Origin of the sequence: Sagittula salina (assembly GCF_017813235.1) — a bacterium.
GTDB lineage: Bacteria > Pseudomonadota > Alphaproteobacteria > Rhodobacterales > Rhodobacteraceae > Sagittula > Sagittula salina.
On record NZ_JAGISH010000010.1, the window covers coordinates 1 to 23,654 of the forward strand.

The 23,654-nt window shown below is 65.7% G+C and carries 20 protein-coding genes; 7 read left to right on the top strand and 13 right to left on the bottom strand.

Features of this window, described 5'->3' with window-relative positions; translation table 11 throughout:
- Nucleotides 1-89 precede the first annotated feature (89 nt).
- The 7 genes from J5474_RS16610 to J5474_RS16640 all read left to right on the top strand — a co-directional run bounded on the left by J5474_RS16610 (nt 90) and on the right by J5474_RS16640 (nt 7,749).
- Entirely contained in the window at nt 90-773 is a 684-nt protein-coding gene (locus J5474_RS16610; RefSeq protein ID WP_209362135.1) for an adenylate kinase, read from the top strand.
- 101 nt (nt 774-874) lie between these two features.
- The gene (locus tag J5474_RS16615) at nt 875-1,159 is read left to right on the top strand and encodes a DUF4212 domain-containing protein (RefSeq protein ID WP_209362137.1); all 285 of its coding nucleotides are present in this window, start codon (nt 875-877) and stop codon (nt 1,157-1,159) included.
- A gap of 4 nt (nt 1,160-1,163) precedes the next feature.
- Entirely contained in the window at nt 1,164-2,945 is a 1,782-nt protein-coding gene (locus J5474_RS16620) for a sodium:solute symporter family protein (protein WP_209362139.1), read from the top strand.
- Between the two features lie 136 nt (nt 2,946-3,081).
- Nucleotides 3,082-4,905 (top strand): DUF294 nucleotidyltransferase-like domain-containing protein, encoded by a 1,824-nt coding sequence (locus J5474_RS16625; protein WP_209362141.1) that lies wholly within the window; start codon nt 3,082-3,084, stop codon nt 4,903-4,905.
- 85 nt (nt 4,906-4,990) lie between these two features.
- Nucleotides 4,991-5,485, top strand: coding sequence for a hypothetical protein (locus J5474_RS16630; RefSeq protein ID WP_209362144.1), 495 nt, complete (start codon nt 4,991-4,993; stop codon nt 5,483-5,485).
- Nucleotides 5,485-6,915, top strand: coding sequence for a 3'-5' exonuclease (locus J5474_RS16635; protein ID WP_245216529.1), 1,431 nt, complete (start codon nt 5,485-5,487; stop codon nt 6,913-6,915). Before J5474_RS16630 ends, J5474_RS16635 begins: the two co-directional genes overlap by 1 nt.
- A gap of 168 nt (nt 6,916-7,083) precedes the next feature.
- A complete protein-coding gene (locus tag J5474_RS16640; RefSeq protein WP_209362146.1) occupies nt 7,084-7,749 on the top strand; it encodes an HAD family hydrolase in 666 nt (221 codons plus the stop codon).
- Here the strand turns inward: J5474_RS16640 and J5474_RS16645 are convergent.
- From J5474_RS16645 to J5474_RS16705, 13 genes are all read right to left on the bottom strand, one after another.
- Nucleotides 7,730-9,052 carry a 3-hydroxyacyl-CoA dehydrogenase gene (locus J5474_RS16645; protein ID WP_209362148.1) on the bottom strand — a complete coding sequence of 441 codons (1,323 nt, stop codon included), beginning with the start codon at nt 9,050-9,052 and terminating at the stop codon, nt 7,730-7,732. The two genes, J5474_RS16640 and J5474_RS16645, sit on opposite strands and share 20 nt — an antisense overlap.
- Before the next feature lie 53 nt (nt 9,053-9,105).
- Complete coding sequence (locus J5474_RS16650; protein ID WP_209362150.1) at nt 9,106-10,023, bottom strand: helix-turn-helix transcriptional regulator; 918 nt, start codon at nt 10,021-10,023, stop codon at nt 9,106-9,108.
- A gap of 325 nt (nt 10,024-10,348) precedes the next feature.
- Nucleotides 10,349-11,533 (bottom strand): benzoyl-CoA 2,3-epoxidase subunit BoxA, encoded by a 1,185-nt coding sequence (gene boxA, locus J5474_RS16655; RefSeq protein ID WP_209362152.1) that lies wholly within the window; start codon nt 11,531-11,533, stop codon nt 10,349-10,351.
- Nucleotides 11,534-11,595: 62 nt separating this feature from the next.
- Nucleotides 11,596-11,760 carry a hypothetical protein gene (locus J5474_RS16660; protein WP_209362154.1) on the bottom strand — a complete coding sequence of 55 codons (165 nt, stop codon included), beginning with the start codon at nt 11,758-11,760 and terminating at the stop codon, nt 11,596-11,598.
- Nucleotides 11,761-11,882: 122 nt separating this feature from the next.
- The gene (gene boxB, locus J5474_RS16665; RefSeq protein WP_209362156.1) at nt 11,883-13,334 is read right to left on the bottom strand and encodes a benzoyl-CoA 2,3-epoxidase subunit BoxB; all 1,452 of its coding nucleotides are present in this window, start codon (nt 13,332-13,334) and stop codon (nt 11,883-11,885) included.
- 42 nt (nt 13,335-13,376) lie between these two features.
- Entirely contained in the window at nt 13,377-15,038 is a 1,662-nt protein-coding gene (gene boxC / locus J5474_RS16670; RefSeq protein WP_209362158.1) for a 2,3-epoxybenzoyl-CoA dihydrolase, read from the bottom strand.
- A gap of 79 nt (nt 15,039-15,117) precedes the next feature.
- Nucleotides 15,118-15,537 (bottom strand): DUF309 domain-containing protein, encoded by a 420-nt coding sequence (locus J5474_RS16675; RefSeq protein WP_209362160.1) that lies wholly within the window; start codon nt 15,535-15,537, stop codon nt 15,118-15,120.
- Nucleotides 15,534-16,340, bottom strand: coding sequence for an alpha/beta fold hydrolase (locus tag J5474_RS16680; protein WP_209362162.1), 807 nt, complete (start codon nt 16,338-16,340; stop codon nt 15,534-15,536). The genes J5474_RS16675 and J5474_RS16680 overlap by 4 nt, the downstream gene beginning before the upstream one ends.
- Nucleotides 16,337-17,935 carry a benzoate-CoA ligase family protein gene (locus J5474_RS16685; protein ID WP_209362165.1) on the bottom strand — a complete coding sequence of 533 codons (1,599 nt, stop codon included), beginning with the start codon at nt 17,933-17,935 and terminating at the stop codon, nt 16,337-16,339. The genes J5474_RS16680 and J5474_RS16685 overlap by 4 nt, the downstream gene beginning before the upstream one ends.
- 233 nt (nt 17,936-18,168) lie before the next feature.
- Entirely contained in the window at nt 18,169-19,302 is a 1,134-nt protein-coding gene (locus tag J5474_RS16690; RefSeq protein WP_209362167.1) for a glycosyltransferase family 4 protein, read from the bottom strand.
- Between the two features lie 5 nt (nt 19,303-19,307).
- The gene (locus J5474_RS16695; protein WP_209362170.1) at nt 19,308-20,291 is read right to left on the bottom strand and encodes a glycosyltransferase family 2 protein; all 984 of its coding nucleotides are present in this window, start codon (nt 20,289-20,291) and stop codon (nt 19,308-19,310) included.
- The gene (locus J5474_RS16700) at nt 20,284-21,444 is read right to left on the bottom strand and encodes a glycosyltransferase (protein WP_209362172.1); all 1,161 of its coding nucleotides are present in this window, start codon (nt 21,442-21,444) and stop codon (nt 20,284-20,286) included. Before J5474_RS16700 ends, J5474_RS16695 begins: the two co-directional genes overlap by 8 nt.
- Before the next feature lie 3 nt (nt 21,445-21,447).
- Complete coding sequence (locus J5474_RS16705) at nt 21,448-23,484, bottom strand: HAD-IIB family hydrolase (protein ID WP_245216530.1); 2,037 nt, start codon at nt 23,482-23,484, stop codon at nt 21,448-21,450.
- Nucleotides 23,485-23,654: the final 170 nt, after the last annotated feature.

Sequence of the window (23,654 nt, forward strand, 5' to 3'; positions counted from 1 at the left end):
ACTACGGCGCCCTCGGAGACACATCAACACTCGCAGAACCCGCCGTCGTCGACGACCTCATCGAAAACAGGATGAACAGGGGGTGACAGATGCTTGATGTTGCGAAGAATATCGCCCCCGTCCTGATCCTGCTCGGCCCGCCCGGCGCCGGCAAGGGCACGCAGGCGCGGATGCTGGAAGAGACCTTCGGCCTCGTCCAGCTCTCGACTGGGGATCTGCTTCGCGCGGCCGTCGCGGAGGGCACCGAAGCGGGCCAACGGGCCGAGGCCGTGATGCAAGCGGGGCAGCTTGTCTCCGACGACATCGTCATCGCCATCCTGCGCGATCGCCTGGCCCGGCCCGACTGCGCGCGGGGCGTCATCCTCGACGGCTTCCCGCGCACTGCCGTTCAGGCAGAGGCGCTGGATACGCTCCTGCGCGAAAGCGGCCAGAAGATCGACGCCGCCGTCAGCCTCGAGGTCGACGACGCCGCGATGGTCACCCGCATAGCAGGGCGCTTTACCTGTGCCACCTGCGGCGAGGGCTACCACGACAGCTTCAAGCAGCCGGCCCGCGCGGGCCACTGCGACAAGTGCTCGGGCACCGAGTTCAAGCGCCGCGCCGACGACACCGCCGAGACGGTGGCAAGCCGTCTCGAGGCCTACCACGCCCAGACCGCGCCGCTGATTGCCCATTACCGCGCCCAGGGCGCGCTGATCGGCATCGACGCCATGGGCGAGATCGAGGACATCGCGGCGAAGCTCGCCGCGATCGTGAAGACCGCGACGGGCTGACCGTCGCGCGCCCCGCCCTCAACCGGGCCGGGCAAGGGAAGGGGCGCCCCCGGCCTGACGGTGCGAGGGGCGGAAAACAAGGGAAGAGGAGACCGCGCATCATGGCGGATCACGCAACCAATACGGCCGCGCAGGCCGAGGCGGGCCGAAGCTACTGGCAAGCCAACCTGCGCCTCATCATCATCTGCCTCGTCATCTGGGCGCTGTGCAGTTTCGGGTTTGGCATCCTGCTGCGCCCGATGCTGTCGGGCATCGCGGTCGGCGGTTCCGACCTCGGATTCTGGTTCGCGCAGCAAGGCTCGATCCTGGTCTTCCTGGCGCTGATTTTCTTCTACGCCTGGCGGATGAACAAGCTCGACCGTGAATACGGCGTGGACGAGGAATAAGGACATGGATCAGTTTACCATCAACCTGCTGTTCGTGGGCGCCTCCTTCGCGATCTACATCGGCATCGCAATCTGGGCCCGCGCCGGATCGACCTCGGAGTTCTACGCCGCCGGGCGCGGCGTGCACCCCGTCACCAACGGCATGGCGACGGCGGCCGACTGGATGTCGGCGGCCTCTTTCTTGTCGATGGCAGGCCTCATCGCCTTCACCGGCTATGACAATTCCGCCTTCCTGATGGGCTGGACCGGCGGTTATGTGCTGCTGGCGCTTCTTCTGGCGCCCTACCTGCGCAAGTTCGGCAAGTTCACCGTGTCCGAGTTCATCGGCGACCGTTTCTATTCGCCCACCGCGCGCATGGTAGCCGTGATCTGCCTGATCATCGCCTCCGTCACCTACGTGATCGGCCAGATGACCGGCGTCGGCGTGGCCTTCGGCCGCTTCCTCGAAGTGTCGAACACCACGGGCCTTCTGATCGGCGCCGTGATCGTCTTCGCCTACGCGGTGTTCGGCGGCATGAAGGGCGTGACCTACACGCAGGTCGCGCAATACGTCGTGTTGATCCTCGCCTACACGATCCCGGCGATCTTCATCTCGCTGCAACTGACCGGCAACCCGATCCCGGGGCTCGGCCTCTTCGGTTCCACTTCGGACGGAGTGCCGCTGCTTCAGACGCTCGACCAGATTGTGACCGAACTCGGCTTCAACCAGTACACCGCGCACAACGGCGACACGCTGAACATGGTTCTGTTCACCCTGTCACTGATGATCGGCACCGCCGGTCTGCCGCACGTCATCATGCGGTTCTTCACCGTGCCGAAGGTGTCTGACGCGCGCTGGTCCGCGGGCTGGGCGCTGGTCTTCATCGCGCTGCTGTACCTGACGGCCCCTGCCGTGGGTGCCATGGCACGCCTGAACATCACGCAGCAGTTCTGGCCGGAAGGCACAGCCGCGCAGGCTGTCAGCCTCGAACAGATCGAGACCGACCCGGCCTATGACTGGATGGCAACATGGCAGAAGACCGGCATGCTGGGCTGGGAGGACAAGAACGGCGACGGCCGCATCCAGTACTACAATGAAACCTCGCCCGCGATGCAGGAAAGGGCTGCGGCCGAAGGCTGGACCGGCAATGAACTGACCAACTTCAACAACGACATTCTGGTTCTCGCGAACCCGGAAATCGCCAACCTGCCCTCCTGGGTGATCGGCCTCGTGGCCGCCGGTGGTCTCGCCGCCGCGCTTTCGACCGCAGCCGGTCTGCTGCTCGCCATTTCCTCGGCGGTCAGCCATGACCTGATGAAGGGCCAGCTGACTCCGAACATCTCGGAAAAGAACGAATTGCTCGCGGCGCGTATCGCCATGGGCGTGTCGATCGCCGTGGCGACCTGGCTGGGCCTCAACCCGCCCGGTTTCGCGGCGCAGACCGTGGCGCTGGCCTTCGGCCTCGCGGCGGCGTCGATCTTCCCTGTGCTGATGATGGGCATCTTCTCGAAGGTGAACAACAAGGGCGCCGTGGCGGGGATGCTTTCGGGCTTCCTCGTGACGCTGGTCTACATCTTTCTGCACAAAGGCTGGTTCTTCGTTCCCGATACCAACAGCTTCACCGACGCGGCGCCGCTGTTCTTCGGGATCAAGTCGACCTCCTTCGGCGCGGTGGGCGCGGTGATCAACTTCACGGTGGCGTTCACCGTGTCGGGAATGACCAAGCCGATCCCCCGCGAAATCGAGGAACTGGTGGAATCGGTGCGCATCCCGCGCGGTGCCTCTGCTGCCGTGGACGGCCACTGAACCCGCTCTCCAAGCCAACGAACCGGTCCCCGCTGCGGGGCCGGTTTTCCTTTTGACGCCCCTGCGCCAGATCAAGGCACCGATGGCAACGCTGCGCCACAGAGGCTCTGACCGTGTTCGCCAAGGAAAGCCTCCAATGTCCCTCGACCGCGCAACCCTGAAGGCCTTCCTCGCCACGGTGCACCCCTACGACGGGCTGGCGGAGCCCGTTATCGAAGCGCTCCTGCCCGCGTGGCGCCCCTGCCCGTTCGCCGCCGGCCAAAGCGTCTACGCGCTGGACGAACCACTTGAGGGGCTTTTTCTGATCCATTCCGGCGCGGTGGCCGTGACGGATCGCAACGGCGTGCAGATTTCTGCCCTCGGTCCGCGCAATTCCTTTGGCGAACGCGGCTTGCTGCGCGACGGCCACGCCGTCACCGCCGCACGCGCTACGGAGGACAGCCTGCTGCTGGTCCTGCAAAAGGACGCCTTCCTCCGGCTGGTCGAAACGCAGCCCACGGTCGCGCGCTTCTTTGATCGCAGGCGCGCCGCGCGTCCGGCCAGCCGTGACCTCACCACCAGCCGGGTCGAGACACTCATGGCCACGTCCCCCCTCACCTGCGGGCCTGCCACCACCGTGCAGGAGGCCGCGGCCCTGATGCAGGCACGGCATGTCTCCTCCCTTTGCGTCACCGAGGGTGATACGCTGACCGGCATCGTCACGCTCCGCGATCTTTCGGGCAAGGTGGTCGCGGGCGGACTGCCGCTCGACACACCGGTGGCGCGGGTAATGACCGCCGCCCCGGAAACATTGCCGCCTTCTGCCATCGGCTCCGATGTGCTGCATATGATGCTGGAACGGCGCATCGGCCATGTGCCGATCACCGCCGGCGGGCGGCTTGTCGGCATGGTCACGCAAACAGACCTGACCCGCTATCAGGCCATGAGTTCCGCCGATCTGGTCGCCGGGATCGCCGATGCCCCCGACGCCGCCGCCATGGCCCGCGTCACGGCGCGCATCCCGCAGTTGCTCGTGCAACTTGTCGCGGCCGGCAACAGGCACGACGTCGTGACGCGGCTCGTGACCGACATCGCCGACACTGCCACCCGCCGGCTGCTGATGCTGACGGAACGCGACCTCGGACCCGCCCCGGTTCCGTACCTCTGGGCCGCCTGCGGCAGTCAGGGGCGGCAGGAGCAGACCGGCATCACCGATCAGGACAACGTGCTGATCCTCGACGACGCCTATACCGAGGACATGCGCCCTTGGTTCACCGCCCTGGCGCAGCGTGTGACCGAGGGGCTGAACGCCTGCGGCTACGTCTTCTGTCCCGGTAAGATGATGGCCTCCACCCCCCGCTGGTGTCAGCCGCTGGCCACCTGGCGCGGCTACTTCCAAGGCTGGATCACGCGGCCCAGCCCGGAGGCGCAGATGCTCTCCTCCGTCATGTTCGACTTGCGCCCCATCGGGGGCTCGCCCGCCCTGCTGCAGGACCTGCAGCACGAAACGCTGGAGATGGCTTCGCGGAACTCGATCTTCGTGGCGCACATGCTGGCGAACTCGCTGAAACACACGCCGCCGCTTGGCCTGTTGCGCGGCCTCGCCACGATCCGGTCGGGCGAACACCGCAACCACATCGATCTGAAGCATTCCGGCATTGTGCCGGTTGTCGACCTTGCACGCCTCTACGCCCTGCAGGGCAGGCTCGGGCCGGTGAACACCCGCGCCCGGCTTGAGGCGGCCATTGCCGATGGGCTGCTCAGCTGCACGGGCGGTCAGGATCTGCTGCACGCCTACGACCTGATCGCCGAAACCCGGCTAGCGCATCAGGCACGGCAGATCAAGGCGGGGGAGCCGCCGGACAACTACCTCGCCCCGGCCCGCCTGGCGGATTTCGAGCGCAGCCACCTGCGCGATGCCTTTGTGGTGGTCAAGTCCCTGCAATCGGCCTTGGGGCATGGCAAGGGGATGCTGTCCTGACATAGGCTGGTCTGGCGTGTCCGTGATTTCTGGCGCAAACGGGGGTACGGGGCCGTCAAGGCCATCGTGATAGGGAGGAACGGGGATGTTCTGGGAACTGCTGGCCACGATCTTTGCCGGAGTCGCCGGGGCGGGCGTCATGTTGCTGGTGACACGCTGGCTTCCGCTGCCGCGCTGGCTGGTGCCGGTGGGCGCGGGTGCGGCAATGCTGGCGGCAGCGATCTCGTCGGAATACGGCTGGTATGGCCGGACGGTGGCCAGCCTGCCAGACGGGGTGACCGTGGCCGAAGCTTACCCCGCAAAGGCGTTCTGGCGGCCATGGACCTACCTGCACCCGATGACCGACCGCTTCGTCGCCATCGACACCCGCCGTATGCAGCCCAACGATGGGGCGCCAGCGCTCTATCTCACCGACATGTACATGTTTGTACGCTGGCAACCCACCGTCGCGGCTCAGATTCTGGTCGACTGCGCCTCGGGCCGCCGTGCCGCTCCCGCGCGCGGCGAAGGGACAGAACCCGTCTGGTACGCGGCAGGGCATGACGACGCCATCGTTCAGACCGTCTGCGAGGCCTCCTGATGCCCCTGTCGGGGCCCATGGCGCGGCTTTCCCGCCTATCGCTGCGCCTGCGTGTCTTCCTGTTTTTCTGCCTGCTGGCGCTCGGCGGTGTGGCTTTGATGCTGGGCGCGCTTTACGTTGGCTGGCAGCGGGCGCAGGTGAGTGATGCAACCAACGGATTTACCTTCGCGGCTATCCTCGCCAGCTTCGGGCTTGTCGCACTTTGCGCCGGGGTGTGGCTGCTGTTCGACGAAAACGTGGCGAAACCGATCGAGTCGCTCTCTGCCGCGCTGCGTGCCCGCGCCCACGGCGGGGTTGCGGGGGGCGTCGACAAGGATCTGGCGCGCCACCTTGGCGACCTCGCCCCGGCGGCCTCCGCGCTAAGCCTGCAGCTGTCGCAAAGCACGCTCGTCTCCGCCGACCGCGTGGCGGTAGAGACCGCGCGGCTGGCGACGGAAAAGGACCGCCTGACAGCGCTGCTGTCAGAGATCCCCGTGGCCACCCTGCTGCTGAGTTCCGAAGGGCGGATCGTGCTCTATGACGCGCAGGCCGCCGAGGTTCTTGCGAGCCAGGGCCAGCCGCGCCTGAACGCACCGCTGTCGGATTATCTCCAGCCCGGCCCCCTGCGCACTGCCCTGCACCGCGTGGCAAAGTCCGGACGCGAGGTCGCCGCCCCGCTGCCCGGCGCCGATGGCCGGCAAAGCTACGACGTTCGCCTGCGTCCGATGCCCGGAGGCGGCTGCATGGTGCTGGTCGATACAGCCCACCTCGAAGAAAGCCCCACGGCCGCACGGCCGCTAACCTATGACTTTGCCCTGCTCGACCAGCCCGAGGGCGCGCTGCACGAATTGCCGCTGCCAAGCCTGACTTATACCATCTTTGACACGGAAACGACGGGCCTGCTGCCGCACAAGGACGAGATCGTGCAGATCGGTGCGGTGCGCATCGTCAACGGGCGCATCGTGCCGGGAGAGCGGATCGACCAACTGGTGAACCCCGGTCGCCCGATTCCTGCAGCGTCGACCCGCGTGCACCGGGTAACCGACGCCATGGTCGCGGACCAACCCGACATCGCGGAGGCGGGGCGCCGGTTTCACCGTTTTGCGCAGGGGTCGGTGATCGTGGCACATAATGCACCTTTCGACATGGCCTTTCTGCACCGGCACAAGTCACGCATGGGCGTGGAGTGGGATCATCCGGTGTTGGACACGGTGCTGCTGTCGGCGGTGCTTTTCGGGGCCTCCCAGACCCATACACTGGATGCGCTGTGCACGCGGCTCGGGGTCGAGATCCCGCCCGCGCTGCGCCATACGGCGCTGGGGGATGCAATGGCCACGGCCGACGTGCTGACCCGGATGCTGCCTATGCTGCACGCGCGCGGACTGGGCACGCTGGCTGCTGTGCTGACGGAGACAAAGCGCCACGGACGCCTGCTGGCCGACCTGAACTGAAGAGCCTGCGGTTGCCCTCTGGCGGGCGACCCACGCGGATCTTCACCCACGCGGTCATGGATTCCCCCTGCCCCCGTGGTAAGTTGCGAAACGAAGAAGGGAGAATGGCGGCCGAAACCCGCGTTTCAGACCTTGAATCACACGCCGCGTCGGACCAGTGTCCGGCGCATGGATGAAACGAACCTCCCTCGCGCGGTGATCTTCGACTGCGACGGCGTCATCGTCGACAGCGAACCGCAGACCCTTGCCCTGATCCGCGAGGATATCGCCGGACGCGGTTTCCTCCTGACCGACGCCCAACTGCATTCCCTGATTGGTGGCACAATGGCCGACGTGGCGCGTCGTGCCCGTGCGCTTGGCGCCGAACTGCCGGAGGATTGGGTAGAAATCTTCTACCGACGTCTTTATGCACACCTGGCCGAAGGCACCGCGTTGATCCCCGGCATCCCTGCGTTGCTGGACCGGCTCGCCCGCGCGGGAATCGCCATGGGGATCGGGTCGAACGGGTCAGAGGAGAAGATGAACGTCACCCTGGGCCAGCATCCGGAAGTGCGCGCGCGTTTCGACGTGATCCTGTCCGGTCAGACTTTGGCGCGCCCGAAACCGGCGCCTGACCTCTACCTCGAAGTTGCCCGCCGGCTTGGCCATCCCCCCGAAGCCTGCGTCGTGATCGAGGACAGCGCCACCGGCGCCCGCGCCGGCATCGCGGCCGGGATGCGCGTCTACGGCTACGCGCCGGAGGGCAACCCCGCGCTGGCCGAGACCGGCGCCAGCCTGTTCGCCTCCATGTCGGAACTACCCGGTCTGATCGGCGTCAACGCTCTGTCAGCGTGACACCCCGCGTGAGGCAATCCATCAGCAAGGGTGAGACGCGCCAGGCCACCGGGTCTTCCTCAGCCAGCGCGTGCAGCCGTTCGACGATCGCAGGCGCCCCCAGCGCATCGGCGTAGTGCAGCAGCCCGCCGCGCCAGCGCGGAAAACCGAGTCCATGCACAGACACGAGGTCGATGTCCCGTGCGCTCTGGGCGACCCCTTCGCCGAGTATATCCGCCGCTTCGTTGATCATCGCCAGCAGCAATCGCTCGCGGATCTCCTCCGGGCCATAGTCCACCCGCGTGATCCCGGCGAAATGCGCCTCTTCCAGCGCAAGGTCGGCGACGATGGGATCGTCCACCTTGCCGCCGCCGCCCGGGTAGCGGTACCAGCCCGCGCCGGTCTTGCGCCCGAGTTTGCCCAGTTCCATCATCCGGTCGATGATGGGAATGGTACGCCGCGCCGGATCGCGCGCGGCCTCCCGCCTGCGGAGGTTGGCGTGGGCCACATCGAGACCGGTTATGTCTTGCGCCTCATAAGGCCCCATGGCGAAACCGAATTCCACCATGGCTTCGTCCACGTCCCACGGCGTCGAGCCATCCATGAAGACGGTATCTGCCGCCTCCCGATACCGCGCGAGGATACGGTTTCCGATGAAGCCCTCGCGATTTCGGGCAAGAACCGGGACCTTCTGCAATCGCTTCGCGAGGGCAAGGCCTGTCGCCAATGCGCGGTCACTGGTAGCGTCTCCGCGCACGATCTCGAGCAGGTTACTGACGTCTGCGGGGGCGAAGAAATGCAGGCCCACCACACGGGAAGGCTCGCTGACAGCGCCCGCGATTTCGTTCAGATCCGGGGTGGATGTCGCGCTGGCCAGAACGGCCTCTGGCCCCAACACAGCCTGAAGCCGATCAAAGATGTCGCGTCTGATCTCCATGGCGTCGGAAGTTGCCTCGATGGCGAGTCCCGCCCCTGCTGCCGCTGCATAGTCGCTAGTAAGGACCAGCTGGCTGCGCCACGCCTCTGCCACGCCGATCGGCCCGTGCGACGGAGAAGCATCGATGAATTTTCTCAAGCTCGCCTCGGCCCGGGTCAGGCTCTCCAAGTCGGGCTCAACCAAAGTCATATGCAACCCGGCGTTAAGGCAGGCAGAAACGATCCCGCCACCCATGCTGCCCCCGCCCACCACGGCAACGCGGTTGATATCGCCAGGCTCCGCCGCCGACCAATCCGGCGCACCGACTGCGCGCCCCACCACAAGACCTGTGGTCGCGTAGTTCCGCCGCACGGTCAGATCAAAGGCCTTAACGGGCGGCTTATCCATGGTCTGCCCCCCAGGCCGCGCCGCCCATAGCGCTCCTTCATGCCGAAAACTCCTCAGATCGGGCCCAGAAACCCCTTTCGGGTCAGTAACTTCCGCAAAGCCTCAAGGCTTTCATGCAGCGTCGCGTCGCTGGTGTCCAATGCCGCATGCGCCCGCTCATAAAGAGCCTCGCGCGCGCGCAGGATCGTGCGCAACTGCTGCATCGCCTCCGGCCGACCCGCCATCGGTCGAAGATCGCCCTGCGCCCGGACTCGCTCCATATGCTCCTCGGGCGAGGCCTTCACCCAAACGGTATGAAAGCGCTCGAGAACGCGCTCGTAGGTCGCGCTCTCTGCCACAAGGCCGCCGCCCACCGCGAGGATGATCCGCTCGTGCGCCTTGATGACGCCCTCGACCGCCTCTGCCTCCAGCGCGCGGTAGCCCTCCGCACCATAAAGCGCCATGATCTCTGCCACCGGCATACCGCCCAGGCGCGCGATCTCTGCGTTCAGTTCCAGAAATGGCACACCGAGCGCCTCCCCCGCCAGCCGCCCCAAGGTCGACTTGCCCGCGCCGCGCAGTCCAACAAGGCAGAGCCGTTGCGCCCGCGCGCCCTCCGGCGCCCGCCTGTCCAGCGCTGCCAGAACCCGCACCTGCGCGGGCCGGTCCGCTCGCGCGAAAAGGTCTGCCACCCGAAGGGTTTCCGACGTCCAGGGATCTTCCTCCCCCACCAATCGGTCGATGGTCAGGTCCAGCGCCAGCGCCACGCGCGTCAACAGGCCGATAGAGATGTTGCCCTCGCCCCCCTCGAGCTGAGCAAGGTACCGTGGCGAAACCCCCGACATCTCCGACAGCACCCGGCGGGGAATATGCCGCGCCTCGCGGGCGCGGCGCACCCGATCGCCGACGCGCGCCAAGACGGCATTTACCGCGCGCTCCGCCTCCGCCCCGCGGTGCGTCAATTCCCCAGCCAGTGGCTGCACCTTGCTCATCTTGCCCGCACCATTGTGAACTATAATGCATCACACTATCGGCTTCTGCGCGGCGTTCAACGGCGTTTCGGGGCTTTTCACCATAACGCGCCGGCGTCAGGTCAGATACAGGCATGCCATGCCTCCGCGACCCGAACCGGCATCGTTCAGCAGGCACCTAGCAAGTCATTCCAAAATTCCGTGCCCAAGTGGCTGACACATTCCAATTTCCAGCCCCGCGCCCATGATCAGAAGTGACCACCCCCTGGTTCCAGAAACTCCGCGACGGGGGCAGCGCCCCCAACTCGCCCTGACCTGCCGGACCGCCTGCGTCCTTTTCCAGGCCTCAATAGGTTTCGACGTGGTAGCGTCCTTCCTCGCGCATCGCGTCCTTCAGCGCCCCCCAGGGCTGGCCGATGCTTTCCGCGATCGAAACAAAGGCCTGCTCCACCCCCTGCTCCATCCCGCGGAGGCCGCAGACGTAGACGTGGGTCTTCGGGTCAGCCAGCAGTTCGGCCACGCGCTCCTCTTCGGCCATCATGCGATCCTGAACGTATTCCTTCGCCTCCGTGGCACGGGAATAGACCAGATGCTGTTCGAGCAATGCTGCGGGCACTTTCTTGAGCGGCCCGAAATAGGGCAGCGCATCCGGGGTGCGGGCGCCAAAGAACATCACCATGCCGCCAGACCGGCCGCCGACCGTGCGCTGCCTGCGCATGGTGAAGCCCCGCATCGGCGCCGATCCCGTTCCGGTGCACACCATCAGGAGCCGCGCCTCCGGATCGTCGGGCAACAGGAAGGTCGCCCCGAAGGGCCCCGTGACCTGCACCGTGTCGCCCACCTTCAGATCGCATAGATAATTCGAGCAGACACCGCCCTTCTCGCGCTTCACAGTCAGTGACAGGTTGTTGTAGTTCGGCCGTTCGCCGTCGCGCGGAGACGACACGGAGTAAAGCCGGGGCAGCAGCGGTCGCCCCTCGGCGTCATGCCCCGGCGGGATGATCCCGATGGACTGGCCTTCGAGCACCGGCATGGTCTGCCCCGCAAAGTCGAGGATGATGTGGCGCACGTCGTGCCCCGGATCCTTGGTCAGCGGCACGATGCCGGTCACCTTCGCCACCGCGGGCTTGCCGAGGGTGTACAGGTTCACCGTGGGCTTGGCCGCGCTCAGGGGGGGCTTCGCCTTGCCCCCCGCGCCGGCATGCGCCTCCGCCAAGAGCGCCGCCATGTCCTCATCCAGGGCCTCCAGCCCGGTATCCGCTTCGCTGCCGCCCAAGTCCTCCTGGTCGGGCAGTTCGTCCCAGCCGAACTGCTCGTCTACCGGATAGGGTTCTGCCACCACGCGCCATTCGTCGATGGAACCGGTGGGGCAAACGGGAATGCAATCCATGCAGAAGTTGCACTTCGACGCGTCCACCACGACATTGTCGTCGTTGTGGACAATGGCCTCCACCGGGCAGGTCATCTCGCAGGTATAGCAGCGGATGCAGATTTCCGGATCGATCAGGTGTTGCTTCAGGGGTTTGTTCACGCGCCATCCTCCTCCGGAGGTATGCCCGTCCCCCGGCCCTTCGTCTTGTAAATTCGCCGGGATCAGCCTCGGTGCAGCACCACGTCCGGCACCGACAGCGCCTCTATCAGCGCGGCGCAGAGCCCGGTGCAGCCCTTGCACCCGATGCAGGGACCTTCAATGCCGATGAGCTCTTCGGCCACCGCTCGGGTGCGCGGCGCATGTCCAACAACGCGTTTCGTATCCATCTCGGCTTTCCTGTCTGGTCTGTATCGGGGGGGCGGGTATTTCTACCGGCTGGCGGCGCTCCCCCCCCGCCGACGCTCGGTTCAGGATTTACGACGAAAATCCTGACCATCTCCTTTCACGATCACGCCATGTGCAGCTTCACGTATTCGAAATCACCCGGCTTGTTGTCGATCCCCACCTTCGGCGCCGCGATCCACGACGCGAACTTGCCCGGCTCGAAGCATGGTTTCATCAACGAGGTGATGAAGTCGCCATCCGCCTTCGAGGGCAGCCACTCATCGCGGCGCTTCTCCCATTCGTCGTCCGAGATGATATTGCCCTCCGGGTCGGCCTTGATCGCGGCAAAGACTCCGATCTGCCGGTGAAACGCCTCGTGTGGCAGGGTCAGGCGGAAATCGATCCCGGACTTCTCGATCAGCTTGTTCCAGCGGCCGACACCCCCCGCCGCATCACGCACGTAATCGTCGCGCAGACGCATATTGATCGCGGTCAGCGCGGGCACATCTTCTGCCACGATCAGCCCGTTTTTCACCGTGCGCACCACGTAGGTGTCACCCTGCAGACGGTGGTCGTCGTCGATCCGGGTCTCCATGTAGCGACCCTTGATGCCCGAGTTGAAAGCATTGGCGGCATTGGTCGACACCTCCTGTCCGAAGAGGTCCAGCGAGAGCGTGTAATGCAGGTTCAGTTTCTTCTGGATGGTCGGCAGATCGATGACGCCCATCTCGCGGATCTTGTTGATGTCATACGGGTCGGTGATCCCCGCCTTGTTCATCGCATCCAGTGTCGCCTGAATCGTCCTTCCCACGCCGGTTTCGCCCACGAACATGTGGTGCGCTTCCTCGGTCAACATGAAACGGCAGGTGCGCGACAGCGGGTCGAAGCCCGATTGCGCCAGCGATTCAAGCTGCATCTTGCCGTCGCGGTCGGTGAAATAGGTAAACATGAAGAACGACAGCCAGTCCGGCGTTTCCTCGTTGAAGGCGCCCAGCATCCGGGGCGCTTCCTCCGAGCCGGACGAGCGGCGCAGCAGGTCGTCGGCCTCCTCGCGGCCATCCTTGCCGAAGTACTTGAACAGAAGGTAGACCATCGCCCACAGGTGGCGGCCCTCCTCCACGTTCACCTGAAAAAGGTTGCGCATGTCGTAAAGCGACGGCGCAGTCAGCCCAAGGAACCGTTGCTGCTCGACCGATCCGGGTTCCGTGTCGCCCTGGATCACGATGAGACGTTTGAGCATGTTGCGATACTCGCCCGGCACCTCCTGCCACGCCAGTTCGCCCGCGTGTTCACCCATTGGGATGCGGCGATCCTCGACCTGCGGCGCCAGCAGCACGCCCCAGCGGTATTCCGGCATCTTAACGTAGTCGAATTTCGCCCAACCCTTCGGATCGACCGAAACGGCGGTGCGCAGATAGACCATGGATTCCTGAAAATTCTGCGGAATCAGGTCATTCCACCAGTTGATGTAGCCGGGGTGCCAGCGCTCCAGCGCCTTCAGCACCTTCTTGTCCGACGACAACCCCACGTTGTTGGGGATCTGCGTGTCATAGCTCACGTTGATCAGGTCAAGCATTCGATGTCCTCCTCGGGGATCCGGATTTTCGGCGAAAATCCGTCACACGCGCTCCATGTTGTATTCGCCGCGCACGCCGGTGCCGTAGCGCTGCAGAGCGCCGTTCTCGCCCACCGCATTCGGGCGGATGAATATCCAGTTCTGCCAGGCTGTCAGTCGTCCAAAGATCCGCGTCTCCATGGTCTCCGGCCCGGCGAAACGCAGGTTGGCCTCCATGCCCGTCATCGCATCCGGGCTGAAGCTCGCGCGTTCCTCTAGGAAGATACGGATCTCGTCTTCCCAGTCGATGTCGTCGAGGATCTCCGTCACCAATCCCGCCGCCTCGGCCTCTTCGGCCTCCAGGCCCACGTCCTTCCGAGCCTCTGCGGCGGTGACTGCCTCCGGTTCGCCCAGGAACCGGGTCGCGAGGCGCGTCAGCCCGTTGGCCATCGGCATCGGGCCAAAATTGGCATCCGACAGGGTCACCGCCGCAATGGGTCTGTTGTCGCCCTCGAATTCGTCCTCCATCATGTAGCTGCGGTCGACGGCGAACAGCAGTTCTGCCAGCACACCCGCAAAGCATGACCCGTGCTCGACCAGAGCGACCATGGAACGCGAGGTCACATCCACACGCTTGAGCACGCGCTTCCAGTATTGCAGCACCTCGTTCGCAAGCCAGTGGTCGCGGTTGGTCATCAGGAGCGCCTCATGCGCCAGAAGCACCTCCGCGTCGCCTTGCGTCTTCCAGACCATCAGGCCCAGTTCCGGCTCGTTCAGCCGCAGATGCAGGATCGCATCGTCCACTTCCCGTGCCGCGCGCAGCATCCAGGCCTGGTCGCCCTGCGCCTCGAAGGCGGTCATGTCGGCGGGCGGCTTCGCCTCCGGGCCCTTTATGGTGATCGTCACGGTGCGGCCCGCGCGGTTGGCCTGAACCTCCACCGTCGAATAGGTAACGGAGCCGTCCTCGTGAAACGTCCGGTCAAGCGGGCCCAGCGCGATGCCCTGCGCCACGTCCGCCTTTGTCGAGGCCGCAGCAAATTCCCTTGCGCGCCGATCGACCGTCTCGTCAAACTTCGAGTTCGGGATGACCTCGTCCACCAGCCGCCATTCAGCCGCGCGCTTGCCCCGCACACCTTCTTCGGTGGAACAGAAGACGTCCGCCCGGTCGCGCCGCACACGGCGCTTGTCCGTCACCCGCGTCAGCCCGCCAGTGCCCGGCAACACCGCCAACAATGGCACCTCTGGCAGCGACACCGAAGACGACGAGTCATCCGTCAGCATGATGTGGTTGCAGGCCAGCGCCAGTTCGTAGCCACCGCCCGCGCAGGCCCCCTTTACCGCTGCGATGTATTTCTGGCCGCTGTCTTCCTCCGCCGCCTCGAAGGTGTTTCGCGTCTCATTGGTGAACTTGCAAAAGTTGACCTTGTGCGTGTGCTTCGCGCCGCCCAGCATCCGGATGTTGGCCCCGGCGCAAAAAATCCGGTCCTTGCCGGACCTCATCACCACGACCTTCACCTCCGGGTGCTCGAAGCGCATCCGCTGCACGATGTCCGCCAGCTCGATGTCGACACCCAGATCGTAGGAATTCATCTTCAACTGGTAGCCGTCGAAGAGACCTCCGTTCTCGTCCACATCCATGGTGAGGTTCGCCACAGCACCGTCGTAGTCGATCTTCCAATGGCGGTACGCCGCGGGGTCCACCTGAAATTCGATTCGCTTGGTCATGTGCCCTGTCTCCTCCCGCGCATTTCTGCATTATATCGCAAATACGAAACCTAACAATCCCGATTTTCCCGCCCGGACGCTAATTTCTGCCGCGCAACAGGGCTCTTTCTGCACTATATTGCACACCACTTCCCGATAGGGGCCGCACCATCCCCATTACGCTGCCACCGCCCCGGTTCCACGCCTCCTGCATCAGGCCGCTGGCCATCCGCTGCAGCCGTATCGCCGCGCGTGGACGGTCCAGCGCCTGCTTCAGCCTTGCATTGGCCAGCTGGATCGCCGCCTGCACCATGATCTTTTCCGGCCCGTTTTCGGGGGCGGCCATCCAGACTGCCTCCCAGACCTCATGCGCCTCCCAGTAGTAGCCCTCCCGGAAGAACTGCACACCCGCACGCCACGCGGGACAGCGTTCCAGCGGGTGCGATACCTCTTTTAGGTGATCGAACGCCCCCTCCGGCGGACGCGGCGTCCGGCCCGGAAGGTAGGGACCGGCCGTCACGCCGCATCCGGCTCCGCCGCCTCGATGCGTTCCAGCCGGGCAAGAAACTCGGCGCAGGCCGCAAGGACCGCCTCCGCCTGATCTGCGTGCGGCGCGTGGCGGCAGTCATCCAACACGAGCGTTTCCACCGGAGCGTAGCTGCGCTCCTCGATCTCACGGATCTGCGCCAGCGTGCCGTATTGATCCTGCGCTCCCTGAATGGCCAGGCAGGGTACCCGCCAATAGTCGATTACCTCTCCCACGTGCCAGGACTTGAACTTCGGATCGAGCCAGGCGTCGTTCCAGCCGCGAAAGGTCGCCTCCGGATCGTCATGATACTTCGCCATCTTCGCCTTGAAGTCGCCGGTGGCGAAGACCTCCCGCGCGCGCGCGATCTCGGCCAGCCCCATTGTTTCGGTGAAAAAATGCGGTGCCTCGAGGATCAGTCCACGCACCCGGAAATCCTCGACCGAGCCCGCGTATTCCGCAGCGATTGTCGCCCCGTCGGAATGGCCCATCAGCACGCCGCGCTCGAACCCGATGGTCTCCAGCACCTCCGGCAGGACTTCCGTGGCCTCGCGGGTCATGTAGTCGAGCGGCCTTGGCAGGTCCGCCGCCTCCGACTGGCCATAACCCGCGCGCGAATAGACGAAAACGCCCCAGCCGGTCGCCGCCGCCAGCCGTTCGGGAAAGTCGCGCCAGAGCGCCATCGCCCCCAAACCCTCGTGCAGCAGCACGACGGTCGGTGCCTCGCCCGGTTGCGGCCCAAGCCTGCGACATTCCAGCCGTTTTCCCCCGGCGGTAATCTCCTTCGGCCAGTTCATGCCGCGCCCTCCTTCTGTGCATTCTTCGTATCCGCCGCGTGCAGGTCATCGCAGGGCGCCCGTCCGCGCAGCTTGAAACGCTGGATCTTCCCCGTGGCGGTCTTTGGCAGGTCGTCCAGCACCTCCACCCAGCGCGGGTACTTCCACGCGCCGACCTTCGCCTTCACGAATTCCTTCAGTTCCGCCGTTACCGCGGCCGGCTCCGTGCCGTCCTTCAAAACGACAAAGGCCTTTGGTTTTTCCAGATCGTCGGCGTCACGAAACGGCACCACGGCCGCCTCCAGAACGCCGGGATGCGAGACCAGCGCCTGTTCGACTTCGAAGGGACTGACCCAGATGCCCGAGACCTTGAACATATCGTCGGTCCGTCCACAGTAGACGAACCGCCCGGCCTCGGTGATCTCGTACTTGTCGCCCGTGCGTGTCCACTCGCCCTCGAAGGTCGTGCGGCTTTTCGACCGCTTGTTCCAATACCCCTCCGCCGCCGAGGCACCGCGCACCAGCAACTCTCCGACGCCGCCAGGCTTGATCTCCGTGCCTTCCTCGTCGACACAGCGGAGATCGTAGCCGGGAACAGCCACGCCTGAGGTGCCGTAGACCACGTCCCCAGGCCGGTTCGACAGGAAGATGTGCAGCATTTCCGTCGATCCCACACCGTCCAGGATGTCGCCCCCCCAGAGCTTGCCCCACGCGCGGCCCACCTCTTCCGGCAGCGCCTCCCCCGCCGAGATGCAGCACCGCAGGCAATGCTCCGGCACGCCGTTCTTTTCCAGCCAATGCACCATAGCCGCATAGAGCGTCGGCACGCCGCAAAAGATTGATGGCTTCTCGTCACGGATGATCCCGGCCGCCACCTCCGGCAGCGGGCGGCCGTGGAACAGCACCGTCGTGGCGCCGACCGACATCGGAAAGGTCATCGCGTTGCCCAGCCCGTAGGCAAAGAAAATCTTCGCCACCGAATAGACCACGTCGTCCTCCCGGATGCCCAGCACCTGCGCGCCATAGGTATCGGCGGTGGCCTTCAGCGCCCCATGCACGTGGCGCACGCCCTTCGGCTGCCCGGTGGAGCCTGAAGAATACAGCCAGAAGGCGCATTCGTCCTCACCCACCGTCGCGGCCTTACGCGGGCTGGCGCCTGACAGCATTGCGTCCCAGGACAGCGCTCCTTCGGGCACCGTGTCGCCGATCACCACCACCTGCCGCAGAACCGGATTGTTTGCCAACACCGGCTGTACCACGTCATACAATTCGGCCGAGACAAAGAGCGCAACGGCGCGGCTGTCCCGCAGGATGAAGTCGTAGGTCTCCGCCGTCAGGAGCGTGTTCAACGCAATGGGCACGACCTGCGCCTTCAGCGCGCCCCAGAACAATTCTGGATATTCGATCTGGTCCAGGACGAGGCAGGCGATGCGCTGTTCGGGGTGGATGCCCAACCGCTCCAGGCCGCCCGCCACAAGGTCCGAACGTTCGGCCAGCCTGCCGTAGGTCAGATCCCGCCGTTTGCCCGCCGCCTCGCGGAAGGCAACGTTTCCACCGCGCCCTTCCGCGACGTGGCGGTCCACGAAGTAGACCGCCGCATTCTCGTTTGCCGTCATGTTTTCCTCCCGTGGGCTGCTTGCCGCTGCACGCGATCGGTAGCCTCTGCACGCCTCCGGTCTCCTCCACCAGAGTCGCTTGTGCGCTATAATGCCATCCAAGGTGGGCAAATCAACTATTCATATGGGAATTGCAATAATTTATGCACTTTTATGCATATTTGGTATTTGGAGCCTCCGGGAGCGACGAAGGCGGACCTGCCCGGCCCGCCTTCCCAATTCCCAAGTCTGGATTACTCCGCCGCAATTTCCACGGGCGGTGGCAACATTATCGGAGCGAAGCGCACCTCAGGCAGCTGCCCCGCCCGTACGCCAGCCATGCAACGCTCGTACAGTTCCTCATAGGCATCCAGCATCGCTTCGAGGCTGAAACGTTCGGCCACCCGCGTGCGCGGCACCTGCCGGTCGATGGCCGTCGCCCTGCGCAGGGCCCTTGCCAGCGCGGTCACGTCGTCCGGCGGCGCATAACAACCCGCGTCTCCGATCACCTCGCGCACTGCTCCCATTTCCGTGGCGGCCACTGGCACACCGCACGCCATGGCCTCTATGGCGACAAGCCCGAAAGGCTCGTCCCAGAGCGGCGTGAAGAGCAACACGGAGGCGCGGCAGATTTCGTTCGCCAGCAGGTCACCGGGAAGGTGCCCTTCGTAGCGGATCGCCTCGGTCAGATGCGGCCGCACCGCGCGCTCGAAATACGCCGCATCCTCCATCGTGCCGAATATCCGCAGCGGCAGGTCCGCCACCGCTGCCGCCTGAACGGCCAGGTGCAACCCCTTGTTCGGCGTAATGCGCCCGGCCCAGACCGCAGTGCCGTCCCCTTCCGCCCGGAAGGGCCAGGCGGACAGGTCGATGCCATTACCGACCACATGCGCCTCCGGCGGCGCGCCCTCAGGCCACCATGCGCGGCGCTGGGCGTTTGAGCAGACAGTAAAACGCGACCATGGGGCTGCACTGTCATGCACCGCCTGCTGCAATGCGCCAAAGGGCGGTACGTGCATGGAGCTCAGCATCGGAATCCGGTCCCGCCGCGCCAATCGGGGCGGATAGCGGTGCAGGCTGTTATTGTGGATCACGTCGAAGTCACCGGAGGCGAGCATCGGCAGCACCGCCGTAAAACCCGCGTCGCAATGCGCGTTCAGCACCTGCGATCCATGGTAGTCCCCCCATGGGTAATCGCGGTCGTAGTGGTGCGCCACGACGGGCACCAGCCGCGCGCCCCCCGGATCGCTGTCGCCGCTGGCGAACAGGGTCACGTCGTGGCCCCGCGCCACCAGCCCACGCACAAGGTGCCACGAATGCGCCTCCATCCCGCCCATGAAGGGGGCGGCGATGGGGTGGCGTATGTGGGAGACCACCGCGATCCGCATGGGTCTCACTCCGCCGCCGTGTGCATCATGTCGGCCTGCGCGGCCTCGACCTCTGCCACGCGGTCACGTGAATTCCGCCGCCCTGCTTCGATCTCCTGCAGTTTGTCCAGCACCCGGCGGGTGTTGGCATACGGCATGTCGGAAGTCTGACGGCAAAGCGCATAGTCCGCGTCGTCCGGTTCGCGCAGGATGACGATCTCTCCTCCGCGTTTGTCGATCAGCCCCATCATGCGGAAGCCATGCAGCCAATGCTCCATCGTCCGGTGGCCCCAGCGCGCGGCAAAGACATCAGCGTTGCGCACAACCGACCGCAAGTGGTGGATCGGCGGCATGCAATGGTCGTGATACTGGTGGTAGACCTTCGCGCCCTGCGCCCACCAGATGGCGACGCCCTTCGCATCCAGCGTCCGGCCAAAGTCCGTGTCCTCCGCGCCATAGCCGTAGTAATCCTCGCAGAACCCGCCAGACCGCGCCCAGTCGTCGCGATGCATGGCGAAATTCAGCGACCAGAAGCAGCGGTAGTCCTCGCACCGGCGCAGCCCTTCGGCGGGGGCGGCCTGCCGGTCGGAATGGCGTACGCCGATCTCCTCGAAGCGGGCGAAGTCGATACCGCCATCGGTGGCCCCTGCGGGCAGGTAGGCGACCTCTCCCATCACAAGGCCCCGTCCGGGAACGCAGGCACGCTCCACGTCCGAAACATAGCCGGGCGCCGGAATGCAGTCCACGTCGACGAAGGCCAGGACTTCGCCCTGCGCGGCTGCCGCCACGGCGTTCCGCGCACGCGCAAGGGGAAGCTGCCCGTCGGGGCGCGTCACCTTGATCTGTTTTACCGGAAAACGAAGCTGCGGAAGGTTGGCATAGGGCAGGTCCTGCATGACACCGATGATCACTTCGCGCGGAGGGGTGTCCTGCATGTCGAGCGCCCGCAGCACGTTGTGCAGGTGAACGTCGCGCCCGCGGGCGATGGTCAGGACCGAGGTATCAGGCATAATCGAACTCCTTGGGGTTTGATTGGGACGGCTGCGCGCTGCGCCAGAGGCGGTCGGCAAGGGCGCTGAGCCAGCGGGCCGTGGTTTCTGAACCGCCCTGCCCGGCAAGCGCCTGCTGGCGGGACGGATCGTGAGATGCGGTGGCGTCAGCAAGGACGCGACGCCATGCGTGGGCGGAGGACGGCAGATGCGGCAGAAAGCGCGCCGCCCCCGCCCGATCGAGCGCGCAGGCCTTTTCCAGTTGCTCATCGAAGTAGCGCCACTCCGGCACCACGATCCACGGCACGCCAGCATTCAGCACCTGTGCGCAGGTCGTGTTGCCGGTGGACGAAATAACCAGATCGGCGGCCGCGATGTGATCCGGCGCATTGTCGACCCAACCGTGACTGTGCAGGTTCGGGGGCAATGTGGCGTGCCAGTCGCGCTGGAGGCGGCCGATGACATGCCACTGCATCTCCGGAAAGGTACGGGCCGCAACGCCCAGCGGTGCCTCTGACCAGCCGTTGCCACCCCCGCCGGAGATCACCAGTACCACGCGGGCATCCGATGCAATACCCAGCCGGGCGCGTGCCTCGGAGCGTCCCGGCAGCGCGGTGTCGCACCCCAGACCGGCGGCGAAATGCGTCTTTGCCAACATCGCCGCGGACCAGTCCGGTTGCGCGAGGTCGCGGTGGAAGGGCGCGAGCAGCCCCGCCGCGCCGTCATAGGCCGCCCGGTGACCGGGGTCGCTGCGGTCACCGTGCTGCAGCACCTTCACGTGCGGAACGGAACAGATCCGCGCGAGCTGCGCCACCTCTGCGGAGACGTCGCAGATCATCAGTTCCGGCGCCTCCTCGACAAAGAAGCGCGTCATCGCCCCCATTGCATCGCGGATACCGCCCCAGCCGACGGGCGCGCAGTGCAGCGTCTCGGGCGTGGGGATCGCGCCGGCGCCCGACGCCTCGTCGCCGCGCGGTTCAAAGAGCGAGGGGATCTGCACCACAGTCACCCCATCGCGCAAGGGCGGAAATATGTCGTCGCGGGCACTGAACACTGTCACCGGGCGCGTCGTGGGCAGAGCGTTCACCACGGCAGCGCAGCGCTCCGCATGGCCGCGCCCCTGATGATGGACGAAGTAGCCGAAGGGTCGGAGGTCGGGGGCAAGATCTCGCATCGCTCACTCCGCCGCCATGTCGTGGCAAGGGCCGCCCGCCAGACCGAAATACTCCAGACCTTCCAAGACGCCCGCCGCATGGCTCTGCCGGGCACGGTAGCCGGTGCACAGACTGTCCAGCTCGGCCAACGCGTTGCCGGGCAGGATCGCACGGGCAAAGGTTTCCAGCATGTCCCGGTCGTTGCCGCTGTCCCCTGCCACGATCACTTCGGTCGGCAGAAGGCCAAGCCGTTCCGCCTCGAATAGGATGGCCTGCGCCTTCCCCGCACGGCAGGGCACAACGTCGATGAACCGCCCGTGCGAAGCGATCACCCGCGTCGGCAGGCCCCGGTCCCGCAATACGGTTGCGATACGGTCGGCGTCGCCGGCGGTGCCGACAAGGCTGAGTTTCCAGCGCCGCTGCTCGTAACCCGGCTGCCAGGAAACACCATTCGCCTCCAGTACCTCGGCCACCCGGTCGCGCTGCCAGTAACGGTGGATGATCTGGGCAAAGTCCCGGCAGAGGCGGTAGCCTCCGCCCGGCGCGCGCCGCCAGATCTCAGTACCGACAGAGGTGATCAGCGTCGCGGGCGCGGCGATCCCCCAGTCACAGAGCACCCGCCGCGCCTCTGGCAGGGAGCGACCGGTGGCCACGGCAAAGCGCACCCCCTCCGGCACATCCGCCCGCCACGCTTCAAAGCGGCGCGCCGCCTGCCGGTCACCGGTCAAAGTGCCGTCTATGTCGCAGGCCAGCAGGTCCGTCGCCGCCACAGGCCCGGCTTCCGTCGTGGGCAGAGAGATACCCGCACTGATGCGGCGCACGTCTTCGGCCCATGCGTTCCAGTCGTAGGCCGTCTGGGCCTGTCGGCGTGCGCGGGCCACCCGTACCGCGCGTTCCGGCATGTCCAGTACCGCGTGCAGCGCTGACGCGATGCTGGCCGGGTCCTGCGGATCGCACAACCCGCCCAGCCCAAGCGTGGCAAGAATGTCCACCGGTCCGCCACATCGTGTCGCCACCACCGGCACGCCGGAACAGGCCGCCTCGATGATGGTCAGGCCAAAAGGTTCGTGATGCGCCGGGTTGCAGAAGACGCCACCCTCCGACGCAAGCGCATAGAAATCGGGAATGTCTTCGGGCCGGTGATGACGCGGCAGCGCCACCTTCCCCCAGAGGTCGTGGCGGTCCACGATATCGAAGAGCCCGCGGATCACCGCCTGCTTCTCTGCGTCCGCGTCGTGCAGCCCCTCGCGCAGCCCCGCCACGATAACAAGGTTGGCCTTTTCCTGCAGCGCCTCGTCCTGAGCATAAGCGCGCAGAAGCCCATCGAGGTTTTTCTTTGCGATTGGTCGCGCGATGGCGAGGATCACCGGTTTTTCCGGCGCGCGCAGGAAAGGGGCAACCCTTGATCGCGCCCGCTCCGCCACGCCTTCGCCCGCCACGGTCACGCCGGGGGACACGCGGTGCACACGACCTTCGGCATCCGCCGAGAGGCCTGCGATCTGCCGCTCCGCCTCATCGCGCGATGAGGCAACGATGGCGCTCGCCCGCTCCACCGCGCGGCGTTCCCGCACGATGCGGCGACGCAGTGCGGCACCAGGCGCACGGCCGCTGCATTTCTCGTGACCCAGCGAATGGCTCGAATAGATCCACGGAATGCCAAAACGGTCTTCGGCCGCGATGGCCAGCGCCGCCGCATCGCCAAAGTGCGCATGGATCACGTCGGGGCGCGGCCCGTCCGCGAGCATCGCGACAAACGCCTCCGTCAGCGCGGGGAGTTCAGCCTCAAGCGCGTCCTTCGACAGGTAATCACTGCATGCGGTGCGCAGGCGGCGGATGGTGCAATTGTCCGTGACCCGTTCCTTGGACAGACCAAAGCCCGCGCCGAGGCGCGGCGCGTCGAAGGCGCGGGTGACGATGGTCACTTCCGTATCCGTCTGCCGTGACTGCGCGAGGGCTGCGCCCAGCACGTAGGCGATGTGCCCGCCGGTATCTTCGGTCAAGCCGTATCGGATCGGCGGCGCCGCAAGGCAGCCGCCGAGAGCCACGTGCATAACGTGCATCCCGGACCTCTCTTTGGTGACGTGAGTGATGGTGGTTCGTGCCCCCTCAACACCCCCCTCCCCCCCGGGTTCCATAAATTATGCCTTTGACGTGGCGGCGGCAGCGCCTACCTGCGCGGGACGTCCAAGCCCGCGGAATTCCAACCGAAAGCATCGAAAGGCTCCCTGCC